The sequence below is a fragment of the uncultured Williamsia sp. genome (assembly GCF_947494875.1).
GTDB lineage: Bacteria > Actinomycetota > Actinomycetes > Mycobacteriales > Mycobacteriaceae > Williamsia_A.
In genome coordinates this window covers 112,543-126,100 of sequence record NZ_CANLWM010000007.1, presented here as the reverse complement: position 1 = coordinate 126,100, position 13,558 = coordinate 112,543, and the positions used below count along the sequence as shown (strand labels likewise).

Sequence of the window (13,558 nt, the reverse complement as noted above, 5' to 3'; positions counted from 1 at the left end):
AACGTCACACGGCCCCGGCGCATCTGCGCCGGGGCCGTGTGCGTCCGGTGGGTCAGGACAGGGTGAAGGCCGGGTTCGGGTTCACCGACAGGTTGTTGATGGTGCAGTTCCCCGACAGCGACTGGTTCGACGACGACAGCGTGTTCGTCATGTTGTCGAAGGAGCCGGACAGCGTGGCCGGTCCGCAGTTGCTCGACAGCACCGAGAACGCGACGTTCGAGACAGTGCCTGTGGTCGCGCTGGTGGGCGTCAGGGTCCAGGGGAGGTTCTGGATCTTCGGCACGGTGCAGAGGAAGTTGCTGCCGCTGACCTTCGCGTCGGTGATGGTGGCCGCCGACCCGTCGGCGTTCACCGACCCCGAGAACACGATGTTGCAGGTGACGGGCACGTTGAAGGACGCCGGTGTGGTCACCGTGATCGTGCCGGGCGCGGTGAAGGTGGTGTTGGCGGGTGAGATGGTCGCCGCACCGGCGACCCCCGCTCCCAGGGTCACACCGACGACGGCGACAGCGGCGGCCATCGAGCCGACAGCGGTGGTCAGCGAACGCGAACGGGACGAGAGAGTGCGCATGACGGGCGATCCTCCTGGGTGGATTCGTGACGAAGGACCGTGATGTCGGTCACTTCCGAATCGGAACGGTAGGGCGGTTCGCGGGAGAAAACTCGTTCGCCTCAACAACTTGGTGAGAACCCACAGTTCGGTTTCGCGAAAAATGGACATGTCGCCATCTGTTAGCGTGGGTGCGTGATCACCACCGGCTGCGCCTATCGCTGGCGCTTTATCGAGGCTCCGGGTGGAGCCGACGATGGAGCGTCCCGCCGGACGTAGCCGCCACACCTTCCCCGGAGCCCCGAGAGCAGTGACCGATTTGGTCGCTGCTCTTCCTGTCATCAGGGCACCGGATGTGAGACGACGAGTGCCCGCCCCACGAAAGGCACTCTCATGACCGTCATCTCGGACCGATCCCCGGTCACCGACACCCGCGTCGCGCGGATCCGCCCGTTGCCCGGGCCACGAGAACTGCTCGACGAGCTGCCGTTGCCGGCCGGGTCCGCCGCGCGCGTGGCGGCTCACCGTCGCGAGGTCGCCGACGTGCTCGCCGGACGCGACGACCGGTTGCTCGTGGTGGTCGGGCCCTGCTCCGTCCACGACCCCGCCGCCGCGCTCGACTACGCGGATCGACTCGCGGTCCAGGCGCGGGATCTCGCGGACGACCTCCTCGTCGTGATGCGCGTGTACTTCGAGAAGCCCCGCACCACGGTGGGGTGGAAGGGCCTCATCAACGACCCCGGCATGGACGGCAGCCATGACATCGAGCGCGGGCTGCGCACCGCGCGGTCGTTGCTGCTCGACATCGTCGACCGCGGCCTGCCCATCGGATGCGAGTTCCTCGAACCGACGAGTCCGCAGTACATCGCCGACACCGTCGCGTGGGGTGCCATCGGCGCGCGGACAACCGAGTCGCAGGTGCATCGGCAGCTCGCGTCGGGACTGTCGATGCCGATCGGCTTCAAGAACGGCACCGACGGCGACCTGCAGGCGGCGATCGACGGCGTCCGGGCCGCGGCCGGTGCCCACACCTTCTTCGGCGTCGACGAGGACGGTCGTGCCGCCGTGGTCGAGACCGTGGGCAACGAGGACTGCCACGTCATCCTGCGCGGCGGGCGGTCCGGGACGAACGCCGACACCGGATCGGTCGCCGCGGCGAGCGCGGCGTGCGCGACGGCGGGGGTCACCGCTCGGGTCATGGTCGACTGCTCCCACGCGAACTCGGGCAAGGACCACCGCCGACAGCCGGTGGTCGCGGCGGACGTCGCCGCCCAGGTCGCGGGAGGCAGCGCGTCGATCGCGGGCGTGATGCTCGAGAGCTTCCTCGTCGAAGGTGCGCAGTCTCCGTCGGCGCGACCGCTGGTCTACGGGCAGTCGGTGACCGACGCCTGCATGGACTTCGACACGACCGTCGACGTCCTGCGCGACCTCGCCACCGCACGACGATCGGGTCGGGCGCGCCGCGCGGATCGGACCGCCGAGGTGTGACGGCCGTTCCGGTGTGCGTACGTGTCGCTCGGCGACACGTACGCACACCGGAACGCCATCAGGCGGCGTTCGCGACCACCAGCCAGATCGCGACGTAGTGCACCAGCGCGGCGACAACCGTTGCGGCGTGGAAGAACTCGTGGTGACCGAACGTCGTCGGCCAGGGGTTCGGCCAGCGCGTCGCGTAGAGGATCGCGCCGCCGCTGTAGAACACACCGCCGACGGCGAGCAGGACCAGCACGGCGACGCCGACGTGGTCGACGAGGGTCGGCGCGACCACCACTATCGTCCAGCCGAGCAGGATGTACAGGGGGACACCCACCCAGCGGGGTGCGCTCGGCCACGCCGTCTTGAGCGCGACGCCCGCCAGCGCGCCACCCCACACCACGCCCAGCACGATCCACCGCGTCGGCGACGGCAGGCCCAGGACGCAGAACGGTGTGTAACTGCCCGCGATGAACAGGAAGATCATCGAGTGGTCGGCGCGCTTCATCCACGTTCGTGCGGACTGAGTCGTCCACTGCACCCGGTGATACGTGGCGCTGACACCGAACACGCCGCAGACGGTCACGGCGTAGATCGCACACGCCGCGGCCGCGGCGCCGCCGGCGACGACCGCCGACACGGCGACCAGCGCGATGCCCGTCGCGATGGCGACGAACCCGGCGTACAGATGAATCCAGCCACGCATGCGCGGCCGCAGATCGGCGAGCAGATCCGCCACGGTGTCCGACAGCGGTGGCGTCGGTTCGGGGCTGCGATCGGTCGCGCCCGAGGTGAGCGACATCGAGAACCTCCCCAGGTCGATGTGTGGGATCGAACCTACGCTACCGTAGGTTCGGCGCGGGGCGGCGATATCCCGTCGATCCGCGAGTAGTCTCTGCTGGCGTGAAGCTGATCCCCACCGGTGTGCGTGGACCCCTCTACCGGGTCTACGAGGGACGGCTCGTCCAGCTCATGGATGCCGAGCGGCTCCCACGGCACATCGCCATCATCTGCGACGGCAACCGGCGGTGGGCGCGCGAGGCGGGTTTCGAGGACGTCAGTCACGGCCACCGCGTCGGTGCGCAGAAGATCGCGGAGATGCTGCGATGGTGCTCGGATCTGTCCATCGAGCTCGTGACCATCTACCTGCTGTCGACCGAGAACCTCAGCCGGGCGTCGGACGAACTCGACGCACTGATGGAGATCGTCCCCGACATCGTCGACGAGATCGCCGCCCCGAACGAGCGGTGGCGGGTGAAGATCGTCGGCACCCTCGACCAGCTGCCCGAGCGGGTGGCGCAGCGCCTCAAGACCGCCGAGGAGCGCACCGCCGACCGCGCCGGGATGCACGTGAACGTGGCCGTCGGGTACGGCGGTCGCCAGGAGATCGTCGACGCCGTGCGGTCGCTGCTGTCCGACAAGGTCTCCGAGGTCACCGACCCGCACGATCTCGTCGACGCGGTGACCGTCGACGCGATCGACTCCCACCTCTACACCCGCGGCCAGCCCGATCCCGACCTCGTCATCCGGACGTCGGGAGAGCAGCGTCTGTCGGGATTCCTGTTGTGGCAGAGCGCCTATTCGGAGATCTGGTTCACCGACGCCTACTGGCCGGAGTTCCGGCGCGTGGACTTCCTACGTGCCCTGCGTGACTACGCCGCACGCAGTCGGCGCTTCGGTCGCTGACCCTCAGATCTTGCGGAGCCGCACCCGGTTGATGGAGTGGTCGGCGTCCTTGCGCAGCACCAGCGTCGCCCGCGGACGGGTCGGCAGGATGTTCTGGACGAGGTTGGGCAGGTTGATGCCGTGCCAGATGTCGCGGGCCGCCTCGGTCGCGTCGACGTCGTTCAGCGACGCGTAGGCGTGGAAGTGCGAGTTCGGGTTCGCGAAGGCGGTCGAGCGCATCGCGAGGAACCGCTTGACGTACCAGTCCTCGATGTCCTCGATGCGGGCGTCGACGTAGACCGAGAAGTCGAACAGGTCCGACACCATCAGCCGCGGACCGGTCTGCAGCACGTTGAGGCCCTCGAGGATGAGGATGTCGGGCTGTTGCACGTGGTGCCGAACACCTTTGACGATGTCGTAGGACAGGTGCGAGTACACCGGCGCGCTGACGTCGCGTGATCCCGACTTGACCTCGGTGACGAATCGCAGCAGCGCACGACGGTCGTAGGACTCGGGAAAACCCTTGCGGTGCATGATCCCTCGACGTCGGAGCTCACGCGTCGGGTAGAGGAAGCCGTCGGTGGTGACCAGGTCGACACGTGGGTGCGCGTCCCACCGCGACAGCAGCGCCTGCAGGACGCGAGCAGTGGTCGACTTGCCCACGGCCACGCTGCCGGCCACCCCGATCACGAACGGCACCTGCCGCTCGGGGTTGCGTTCGCCGAGGAACGTCGACGTCGCGGCGAACAGTCGCTGACGGGCGGCGACCTGGAGGTGGATCAGACGCGAGAGGGGCAGGTAGACGTCGGCGACCTCCGACAGGTCGATCTGCTCGCCGAGACCGCGGTAGCTGCCGAGCTCCTCCTCGTTCATGGCGAGGGGTACCGACTCGCGCAGCGTGCGCCACTGTCGGCGGTCGAGCTCGATGTACGGGCTCGGCTCGGTCATGCGTGACATGCGACCCCGTTCACGAGGCCGCAGCCGGTCGGGGTGTCACGCGACATGCCGACCAGTGTCACCGATGCCGACGCGCCGGGAAACCCGGGGGTCGATACCGTCGCCGTATGCCCCGCGACGCCCTCGTCACCGAGTACCTCCGCCTCGGCCTCGCGTTCGACCGCCTCGAAGAGGGATTCGTCGACGCGTTCACCGGTGACCCACGCCTGCGCGCGGAGAGCGAGAACGGCCCACGACCCGACCCCGCGACCCTGCGTGACCGCATCCGCGGGCTGCGGACCGACGTCGAGGGGTCGTCGCTGCCGGCGGACCGCAGGGCCTTCGTCGACGCCCACCTGCGGGCGATGGAGTGCTCGGCCCGCCACTTCGCGGGCGAGGAGATCGGCTTCGTCGACGAGGTCCGTGCCTATTTCGAGGTCGACATCGCCCTGGAGGACCCCGACGTCTACCGCGCCGCGCACGCCGATCTCGACGCGCTGCTCCCGGGCGCGGGACCGATCGGTGAGCGCTACCAGGCGCACCGGGCCTCCGACGAGATCCCCGCCGACCGACTCGACGATTGCGTCGCCGCGTTCACCTCGGCGCTGCGCGATCGGGTGCGGGCGACGTATCCGCTGCCCGAGGCCGAGACGGTCGAGATCGAGGTCGTCTCCGACAAGCCGTGGTCGGGCTTCAACTACTACCTCGGCGACTTCCGCTCCCGGGTCGCGATCAACGGTGACCTGACGCAGTACATGTCGTCGCTGCCGCACCTGATCGCCCACGAGGCCTATCCCGGTCATCACACCGAGCACTGCCGCAAGGAGCAGATCCTCGTCGGTGGGGGACAGGACGAGCAGACGATCTTCCTGGTGAACACCCCGCAGTGCCTCATGGCCGAGGGCCTCGCCGACCACGCCCTGCACGCGGCGGTCGGGGACGGGTGGGGCCGATGGGCGCAGGAGATCTACGCCGACCTCGGCCTGCGCTTCGACGGCGAGCGCGCCGAACGCATCTCCCGCGCGACAGGCGGCCTGCTCGCGGTCCGACAGGACGCAGCGCTGCTGCTGCACGACCGCGGTGCCGACGCCGACACCGTCGCCGAGTTCCTCCAACGGTGGCTGCTCGCCACGCCGGCTCGAGCCCGCCAGATGCTGCGGTTCCTCTCGTCGCCGCTGTGGCGCGCGTACATCAGCACCTACGTCGAGGGGTATCGGCTGCTCGGTGCGTGGCTGGACGCCGACCCGCACGGCGACGCCCTGCGCCGATTCGGTCGTCTCCTCGACGAGCCGCTCACGCCTGCCGCACTCAGGGCCGAACTCGCGTCCTGACGGAGTCGCCATAGACTGACCCCATGAGCGCTGACGACCTGACCACCGCCTCGCTGGCCGAGATCGACCCCGACGTCGCCGCCGCGATGAACGGCGAACTGAGCCGCCAGCGCGACACCCTCGAGATGATCGCCTCGGAGAACTTCGTCCCGCGCGCGGTGCTGCAGGCTCAGGGCAGCGTCCTGACCAACAAGTACGCCGAGGGCTACCCCGGTCGGCGGTACTACGGCGGCTGCGAGTACGTCGACGTCGTCGAGGACATCGCACGCGACCGCGCCAAGGAGCTGTTCGACGCCGAGTTCGCGAACGTCCAGCCGCATTCGGGAGCGTCGGCCAACGCCGCCGTCCTCATGACGCTGATGGAGCCGGGCGAGAAGCTGCTCGGCCTCGACCTCGCGCACGGCGGTCACCTGACGCACGGCATGCGCCTCAACTTCTCCGGCAAGCTCTACGAGACCGCCGCGTACGGGGTGAGCAAGGAGGACCACCGCATCGACATGGACGAGGTCCGGTCGATCGCGCTGGCCGAGAAGCCGAAGGTCATCGTGGCCGGCTGGTCGGCGTACCCCCGCACCCTCGACTTCGCGGCGTTCCGCTCCATCGCCGACGAGGTGGGCGCCCACCTCTGGGTCGACATGGCGCACTTCGCCGGGCTGGTCGCGGCCGGCGTGCACCCGTCGCCGGTTCCCTACGCCGACGTCGTCTCCACCACCGTCCACAAGACCCTCGGTGGCCCGCGGTCGGGACTCATCCTGGCCAAGAAGGAGTGGGCCAAGAAGCTCAACTCCTCGGTGTTCCCGGGTCAGCAGGGTGGTCCGCTCATGCACGCCATCGCCGCCAAGGCGGTGACGTTCAAGATCGCCATGAGCGACGAGTTCGTCGCCCGCCAGCAGCGCACCCTCGAGGGTGCCCGCATCCTGGCCGATCGCCTCACCGGCTCCGACGTGGCCTCGTCCGGGGTGTCGGTGCTGACCGGCGGCACCGACGTGCACCTGGTCCTCGTCGACCTGCGCAACAGCGAACTCGACGGTCAGCAGGCCGAGGACCTGCTGCACCAGGTCGGCATCACCGTCAACCGCAACGCCGTCCCGTTCGACCCGCGCCCGCCGATGGTCACCTCGGGACTGCGCATCGGCACGCCCGCGCTGGCCACGCGCGGGTTCGGGGCCGAGCAGTTCACCGAGGTCGCCGACATCATCGCGACCGCCCTGGCGGGTGGGGCCGGCGCCGACGTGTCCGCACTGCGCGGACGGGTGTCGCAGCTGGCCCTCGACTTCCCGCTCTACGAGGGTCTCGAGGAGTGGGGGATGCTCAGCACCCCGGTGCGCGCCTGACCCACCGAGCCCGAGGGTGAGCGACGTCACCCTCTGCCCGTGACTTCGCCCAAGAACCGGCCGGGGGATTCGAGTCGCGGCGCTCCGATGCCTATCCTGGTCACTCGTGACGGACAACGCTGACGACGACCTGATCCTGGTGCTCGAGAAGGCGCTGCCCGAGCTCACCGAGGAGCACGAGCGCGCCGCCATCACCTGGAACCCGCATGACCTCGTCCCGTGGGACGACGGCCGCAACTACGCGTTCCTCGGCGGCAGCGACTGGGAGGAGTCGGACTCGACGGTTCCCGAGGCCACCGGTGTCGCGGTGCTCGCCCTGGTGCTCACCAAGGACAACCTGCCGTCGTTCCACCGCATCCTCGGTGTGAACTTCCCGCCCTTCTCGGAGTGGCGCGCACTGGTCGGTCGCTGGACAGCCGAGGACAACCGTCACTCGATCGCGCTGCGCGACCACCTCATCGTCACCCGCGCCGTCGATCCCGAGTGGCTCGAGGCGCTGCGGCTGTCGCATGTCACGCACGGGTACGAGCAGAACGAGAAGTCGCGGTCGCTGTCGCCGGCGGCCTGCCTCGCGGTGATGGCGGTGCACGAGAACCTGAGCACCTGGTTCGCCTCGCGGTTGGCCGAGGACGTCGAGTCCGAGAGCCTCTCGGGCATCCTGCGCAACGTCGCCACCGACGACGCCGTGCAGGCGTCGACGTTCACGAACTTCCTCAACGCCGCCCTGACCGCGCAGCCGGACGCCACCGTCATCGCCGTCGAGGAGGCCTTCGCGCTGAACCGGCCCATCGGCAGCGACATCGCGGACCTCGCCGACAAGATCCACCTCATCCCCGAGAGCTACACGGGGGCGGAGGCATTCCGCACGGCGGCGACGGCGCTCGTCGACGGTCTGGGCCTGCGGACGCTCGACGGGCTCGGCGCCGACGCCGAGGCGGCTCGCCAGAAGATCCTCGCGCGCACCGAGGCCTGATTCACGCCTGCACGTCCACCTGCGGCCGCCCGTCGGGGATGGTCACCAGTGCGCGTCGATGCAGCCTCTCGGACGGTGATGCGATGGAGTCGGCGACACGGAACTCCGCCTCCCACCGGTCGGGGGACACCCGGTTGAGCACGTAGCCGCGCTGGGCGTTGCCGAACCGCACGTGCGGTGACGCCGCCTTGAGCTGCTGGTCGCTGCTGTCACTGTCGGCCCCGTCCTTACCCGACGCGATCGACGTCCCCGCCAGTTCGACGCCGACGGTGGGGGATTCGCGCGTGTAGGTCGACCGCAGGTCGGACACGACGTTGCGGTGGATGTCGCCGACGATGGACACCAGGTTGCGGGTGCCGCGCTCGCGTGCGCCGTCGAGGATGCGTGCGCGCGATGCCTCGTAGCCGCTCCACCCGTCCATGCTCACCGCGCGGGCCCCGTTCTTCTCCCGCGCCAGGTCGGCGATCGTCGTCTGGTGCGCCAGCACGTTCCACCGCTGACGGCTCGACGCGAATCCGTCGAGAATCCATCGTTCCTGGCGGGCACCCGTGATGGTGCGTCGCGGGTCGGCGGTCTGCGCGTCCTGCGGGGAGTCCGTGTCACCGTTGACCTGATCGCTGCGGTATTGCCGGGTGTCGAGCACGCTGAACCGCACGAGGTCGCCGTAGTCGAATCGTCGGAACGCCTGCACGTCCGCGCCGCGCGGTCGCTGCGTGGCACGGACCGGGGTGTTCTCCCACCACGCCTTGAACGCCTGCGCCCGCCGCGCCAGGAACTGCGGGATCGGGGCGTCGTCCTCGGAGATCGCCCCCGCCCAGTTGTTCTCGACCTCGTGGTCGTCGAAGACGGTGATGAACGGGCTGGTCCGGTGCGCCGCCTGCAGTTGTGGGTCGAGCTTGTAGAGCGCATAGCGCTCCCGGTAGTCGTCCAGTGTCGTCATCTCGGTCAGCGCCGAGGCCGGCAGTGCGGCGGTGTTGCGCCGACCACCGGTTGCGCCGACGCTCTTCTCGTACACGTAGTCGCCGAGGAAGAACACGACATCAGGTGCGGCGGAGGCCATGTCGGCGTAGGCGGGGAAGTACCCATCCGACCACGACTGGCAGGAGGCCCAGGCGAATGTGAGTCCGGCCAGCGGGGCGCCGGGTCGAGGTGCGGTCCGGGTGCGACCGACGTCGGAGAGCTGGCCGTTCGCGCGGAACCGGAAGAAGTACTCGCTGTCGGTTCGCAGTCCCCGGACGTCGGCGTGGACACTGAAACCGTCGGCCGCGGTGGCGATCTCGCTGCCGGAGCGGACCACCCGGGACATGGCCTCGTCGGTCGCCACCTGCCAGTCGACGCGGACGGGCACCACGCCCATCCCGGCGCCGCGGGCCAGCGGTGCCGATGCCAGCCGGGTCCAGAGCACGACGCCGTCGGGGAGTGGGTCACCCGAGGCGACGCCGAGGGTGAACAGATGGTCGCCCGGCGACGCCGGTGCCGCGGCGGAGAAGGAGTCGGCGAACAGGCCGGGGGTCACGGCGAGCGCGCCGGCGACGCCGGTCCACGTGAGGAACCGCCGACGGGACAGCCCTGTGCGCAGTGTCTTGTCCGGGCCGACGGTCACGATCGGGGCGTCTGCGTGCGTCATGGCACCCAGCCGACCAGCCGTGATCGACGGCGAGGTCGAGCGCCGACGACCCCGCGGTGACCATCCGGTGACGGGTCACCACAGGCGTCTCCCGGCCGTCGCCCCCGGTTACCTGTTGTTCACGAACACGCGGTGCGCGGATCGCGTGGCGGGCGCGTCGGCGGGCGTACGTTGACGTCTGACGGGCCGTGGGGAAGCGGTTCGTCCGGGAGGTTCTATTCGTGAGCTGGTCACCCAGCGCGAGGCGGACCGGCCCCGGTCCCGAGGACCGGCCGGTCGGTGTCGACATCCGTCAACGCGGGCGCCGCGTCGACATGAGGAGCCCTCGTGACCACTCGCACCTACGTCCTTGACACCTCCGTGCTGCTGTCCGACCCCTGGGCGGTGTCGCGCTTCGCGGAGCACAGCGTGGTCCTCCCGCTGGTCGTGATCGGGGAACTCGAGGGCAAACGACACCATCACGAACTGGGCTGGTTCGCCCGGGAGTCGTTGCGCATGCTCGACGACCTCCGTCTGGAACACGGCCGCCTCGATCTGCCGGTACCGATCGGCACCGAGGGCGGCACCCTGCAGGTGGAGCTCAACCACACCGACCCCCGCGTGCTGCCCGCCGGATTCCGGACCGAGACCAACGACTCGCGGATCCTGGCCTGCGCGTTGAACCTTCGCGCCGAGGGCAAGGACGTGACGTTGGTGTCCAAGGACATCCCGTTGCGCGTCAAGGCCGGTGCGGTCGGACTCGCCGCCGACGAGTACCGCGCCCAGGACGTCGTCGTCTCCGGATGGTCCGGGATGACCGAGCTCGACGTCGCCGGCTCCAGCATCGACGCGTTGTTCTCCGAGGGGGTCGTCGACATCGACGATGCCCGAGAACTGCCCTGCCACACCGGTGTCCGCCTGCTCGGCGGGTCGTCGAGTGCACTCGGACGTGTCACCCCGGAGAAGCGGGTGCAACTGGTCCGCGGGGAGCGGGAGGCGTTCGGCCTCCGGGGTCGCTCCGCCGAGCAGCGCGTGGCGCTCGACCTCCTGCTCGACGAGTCCGTCGGCATCGTGTCGCTGGGCGGCAAGGCCGGCACCGGCAAGTCGGCACTCGCGCTGTGTGCCGGACTCGAGGCCGTCCTGGAGCGCCGCACCCACCGCAAGGTCGTCGTGTTCCGGCCGCTGTACGCCGTCGGCGGGCAGCAACTGGGCTACCTGCCCGGCAGCGAGGCCGACAAGATGGGCCCCTGGGCGCAGGCCGTGTTCGACACCCTCGAGGGCCTCGCGTCCACCGAGGTGATCGAGGAGGTCCTCTCGCGCGGGATGCTCGAGGTGCTGCCGCTCACGCACATCCGCGGGCGGTCGCTGCACGACTCCTTCGTCATCGTCGACGAGGCCCAGTCGTTGGAGCGCAACGTGCTGCTGACGGTGCTCTCCCGCCTCGGCGCCGGGTCGCGCGTCGTGCTCACCCACGACGTCGCCCAGCGCGACAACCTCCGCGTCGGACGGCACGACGGCGTCGCCGCGGTGATCGAGAAGCTCAAGGGTCATCCGCTCTTCGCGCACATCACCCTCACCCGCAGCGAGCGGTCGCCGATCGCCGCGCTGGTCACGGAGATGCTCGAGGAGTTCGCTCCCGGGGCGTGACACGCGTCACCCACCGGCGTGACCGCGTGTCGGCGCGACACGCCGGTGGTGACGAATCGGCGTCCTGCTTGTGACCGGACGGATATCGCCTGAGGGGGTGTCCGCTCGCATACTTCTCTGGTGCTTGAGAGACGTATGTGGTTGATGAGGCGACTGAGGTCTGCGGTCGCGATGGTGTCGGTACCGGCCGTGGCGGTCGCCGTGGGGATGACGTTGGCCGCCGCGCCGGCGTCGGCTGCTCCCGGTGACACCGTCGCCGGACCCGCGGACTTCCCGACGACCACGCAGATGGTCACCGTGACGGTGAACTCCCGCTCGGACACGACGGGAACGCTGACGGCGTTCGACAAGGTCGACGGAGCGTGGAAGCCCGTCATCGGGCCGGTGAAGGCGTTCGTCGGGTCGCAGGGCATCGGTGCGCCGCGCGACGACGTGCCGCGCACACCCGAGGGGACCTTCGCGTTCGACCAGGCCTTCGGTCGCCAGGCCAACCCGGGCACGAAACTGCCGTACTTCCAGGCCGACAAGCAGGACTGGTGGGACGAGAACCCCAACTCGCCCACCTACAACACCCACGTCCGTCAGGTCGCGAGCCCCGGTGGCGACAGCGAGAACCTCTACGACAGCGGGCCGGTGTACGACTACGCGGTCAACATCGCCCACAACCCGCAGCGGCGGCCCGGCTACGCGTCGGGGATCTTCCTGCACGTGACGGACGGGAACCCCACGCAGGGTTGCGTCGCGGTCGACAAGGCGACGATGGTGCGGGTCCTGCAGTGGCTGGATCCCGGGCGCGATCCGGTCATCCGGATCGGGTTGGCGTCGCAGCAGGCGTGACCGCGGATCGCGGAACCTGTGAATCAGCGTTCTCGATGCGTCACTTCGATATCGGCGATGTAACAATGTGCGCATGAACAGACCCTCCCTGCGCGCCGCCGTACTCAGTGCCGTCGCGGCGGTCGCGCTCGTGCTCGGCCTCGCCACACCGGCGAACGCCGCCCCGGTCGCCCCCGCCGCGGGGTACGGGTTCGCGACCGGTGCCGAGTTCCTGCAGTACTCGCAGGCCGATCTCGACCGGACGCTCGACACGGTAAGGCAGACCAGCGCGGGCTGGATCCGCCTCGGCATCGACCGCAGCCAGATCGAGACGGGCCCGGGGGTCTACAACTGGAGCACCTCCGACCGGGTCATCAACGCGGCCCGGGCGCGTGGTCTGAAGGTGTTGGCGCTCATCGCCTACACGCCGGTCCTGCAGGGTGGGGGTCTCCTGCGGACCGCCCCGCCGGCGAACGTGAACGACTTCGCGACGTTCGCCCAGCGTGCCGTCCAGCGCTACGGCGGCCAGGTGAACAACTGGGAGATCTGGAACGAGCCGAACCTGCCGATCTTCTTCGGCAACATCCCGAACAAGTCGGCGGCGTACTCGCGTCTTCTCAAGGCCACGTACGGCGCGATCAAGCGCGTGCAGCCGAACTCGACGGTGATCGCCGCCGGCCTCAGCCCGATGCAGGGATCCGATTCGCCGGTGGCGTTCGTCAACGACCTCTACCGCTTCGGCGCGAAGGGCTCGTTCGACGCACTCGCCCTGCACCCGTACGTGTTCCCGGGCGGGATCGGTGCCAACCCGAACGGCGCGTGGAGCGACATCGCGGCAGTCCGTGGGCTCATGGTCCGCAACGGGGACGCCGGAAAGAAGGTCTGGTTCACCGAGTTCGGTGCGCCGACCAACGGCCCCCGCAACGGCGGCAACACCCCCGAGCAGCAGCGCGACATCATCGCGTCGCAGCTGGCGGCGTTCGCCCAGATGCCCTTCGCCGGACCGGCGTTCATCTACACGATCCGGGACACCGCCAACGATCCCGGCTCGCTGAACAACCGCGAGACGCGTTTCGGGTCGCTGCTGACGTTCGACTACAAGCTGAAGCCGACGTTCTTCCTGCTCAAGCGCTGACGCCCGCGGGCGCCACGCACCCGCGACATGAAACGACTCCCGCGACTGTGATCACAGTCGCGGGAGTCGTTTCTCGTCGCGGGAGGGGGTTG

12 protein-coding genes are annotated in these 13,558 nt (G+C 69.4%); 8 read left to right on the top strand and 4 right to left on the bottom strand.

Annotated elements, in window-relative coordinates; all coding sequences use genetic code 11:
* Nucleotides 1-52: 52 nt before the first annotated feature.
* Nucleotides 53-571 (bottom strand): alkane oxidation protein activator PraA, encoded by a 519-nt coding sequence (praA, locus tag Q1A98_RS16720; RefSeq protein ID WP_299575584.1) that lies wholly within the window; start codon nt 569-571, stop codon nt 53-55.
* Nucleotides 572-943: 372 nt separating this feature from the next.
* Here praA and Q1A98_RS16715 point away from each other — a divergent pair, with 372 nt between their 5' ends.
* Nucleotides 944-2,038 (top strand): 3-deoxy-7-phosphoheptulonate synthase, encoded by a 1,095-nt coding sequence (locus tag Q1A98_RS16715; protein WP_299575582.1) that lies wholly within the window; start codon nt 944-946, stop codon nt 2,036-2,038.
* Between the two features lie 58 nt (nt 2,039-2,096).
* Here the strand turns inward: Q1A98_RS16715 and Q1A98_RS16710 are convergent, their stop codons facing one another.
* Complete coding sequence (locus tag Q1A98_RS16710) at nt 2,097-2,729, bottom strand: hemolysin III family protein (RefSeq protein WP_299575974.1); 633 nt, start codon at nt 2,727-2,729, stop codon at nt 2,097-2,099.
* A gap of 197 nt (nt 2,730-2,926) precedes the next feature.
* On the opposite strand from Q1A98_RS16710, the gene Q1A98_RS16705 reads away from it, so the two are divergent.
* Nucleotides 2,927-3,709, top strand: coding sequence for an isoprenyl transferase (locus tag Q1A98_RS16705; RefSeq protein ID WP_299575580.1), 783 nt, complete (start codon nt 2,927-2,929; stop codon nt 3,707-3,709).
* Nucleotides 3,710-3,712: 3 nt separating this feature from the next.
* Here Q1A98_RS16705 and coaA read toward each other — a convergent pair whose 3' ends face one another.
* A complete protein-coding gene (gene coaA, locus Q1A98_RS16700) occupies nt 3,713-4,645 on the bottom strand; it encodes a type I pantothenate kinase (RefSeq protein ID WP_299575578.1) in 933 nt (310 codons plus the stop codon).
* 107 nt (nt 4,646-4,752) lie between these two features.
* Between coaA and Q1A98_RS16695 the strand changes: the two genes are divergently transcribed.
* The 3 genes from Q1A98_RS16695 to Q1A98_RS16685 all read left to right on the top strand — a co-directional run bounded on the left by Q1A98_RS16695 (nt 4,753) and on the right by Q1A98_RS16685 (nt 8,262).
* Nucleotides 4,753-5,955, top strand: coding sequence for a DUF885 domain-containing protein (locus Q1A98_RS16695; protein ID WP_299575576.1), 1,203 nt, complete (start codon nt 4,753-4,755; stop codon nt 5,953-5,955).
* 23 nt (nt 5,956-5,978) lie between these two features.
* Entirely contained in the window at nt 5,979-7,289 is a 1,311-nt protein-coding gene (gene glyA, locus Q1A98_RS16690) for a serine hydroxymethyltransferase (protein WP_299575574.1), read from the top strand.
* Between the two features lie 106 nt (nt 7,290-7,395).
* Nucleotides 7,396-8,262 (top strand): acyl-ACP desaturase, encoded by an 867-nt coding sequence (locus tag Q1A98_RS16685; RefSeq protein ID WP_299575572.1) that lies wholly within the window; start codon nt 7,396-7,398, stop codon nt 8,260-8,262.
* A gap of 1 nt (nt 8,263) precedes the next feature.
* Here the strand turns inward: Q1A98_RS16685 and Q1A98_RS16680 are convergent, their stop codons facing one another.
* Nucleotides 8,264-9,889 carry an alkaline phosphatase D family protein gene (locus Q1A98_RS16680; protein ID WP_299575571.1) on the bottom strand — a complete coding sequence of 542 codons (1,626 nt, stop codon included), beginning with the start codon at nt 9,887-9,889 and terminating at the stop codon, nt 8,264-8,266.
* 327 nt (nt 9,890-10,216) lie between these two features.
* On the opposite strand from Q1A98_RS16680, the gene Q1A98_RS16675 reads away from it, so the two are divergent.
* From Q1A98_RS16675 to Q1A98_RS16665, 3 genes are all read left to right on the top strand, one after another.
* Nucleotides 10,217-11,515 (top strand): PhoH family protein, encoded by a 1,299-nt coding sequence (locus Q1A98_RS16675; protein ID WP_299575569.1) that lies wholly within the window; start codon nt 10,217-10,219, stop codon nt 11,513-11,515.
* A gap of 171 nt (nt 11,516-11,686) precedes the next feature.
* Nucleotides 11,687-12,352, top strand: a complete 666-nt coding sequence (locus Q1A98_RS16670) for a L,D-transpeptidase family protein (protein WP_366943473.1) — start codon at nt 11,687-11,689, stop codon at nt 12,350-12,352.
* Between the two features lie 73 nt (nt 12,353-12,425).
* Complete coding sequence (locus Q1A98_RS16665; RefSeq protein WP_299575567.1) at nt 12,426-13,466, top strand: hypothetical protein; 1,041 nt, start codon at nt 12,426-12,428, stop codon at nt 13,464-13,466.
* Nucleotides 13,467-13,558: the final 92 nt, after the last annotated feature.

Bases quoted from the DNA above. Each gene is read 5' to 3' on its own strand.
- praA (WP_299575584.1), bottom strand. From the start codon at position 571: ATGCGCACTCTCTCGTCCCGTTCGCGTTCGCTGACCACCGCTGTCGGC.
- Q1A98_RS16715 (WP_299575582.1), top strand. From the start codon at position 944: ATGACCGTCATCTCGGACCGATCCCCGGTCACCGACACCCGCGTCGCG.
- Q1A98_RS16710 (WP_299575974.1), bottom strand. From the start codon at position 2,729: ATGCGTGGCTGGATTCATCTGTACGCCGGGTTCGTCGCCATCGCGACG.
- coaA (WP_299575578.1), bottom strand. From the start codon at position 4,645: ATGTCACGCATGACCGAGCCGAGCCCGTACATCGAGCTCGACCGCCGA.
- Q1A98_RS16695 (WP_299575576.1), top strand. From the start codon at position 4,753: ATGCCCCGCGACGCCCTCGTCACCGAGTACCTCCGCCTCGGCCTCGCG.
- glyA (WP_299575574.1), top strand. From the start codon at position 5,979: ATGAGCGCTGACGACCTGACCACCGCCTCGCTGGCCGAGATCGACCCC.
- Q1A98_RS16680 (WP_299575571.1), bottom strand. From the start codon at position 9,889: ATGACGCACGCAGACGCCCCGATCGTGACCGTCGGCCCGGACAAGACA.
- Q1A98_RS16670 (WP_366943473.1), top strand. From the start codon at position 11,687: ATGGTGTCGGTACCGGCCGTGGCGGTCGCCGTGGGGATGACGTTGGCC.
- Q1A98_RS16665 (WP_299575567.1), top strand. From the start codon at position 12,426: ATGAACAGACCCTCCCTGCGCGCCGCCGTACTCAGTGCCGTCGCGGCG.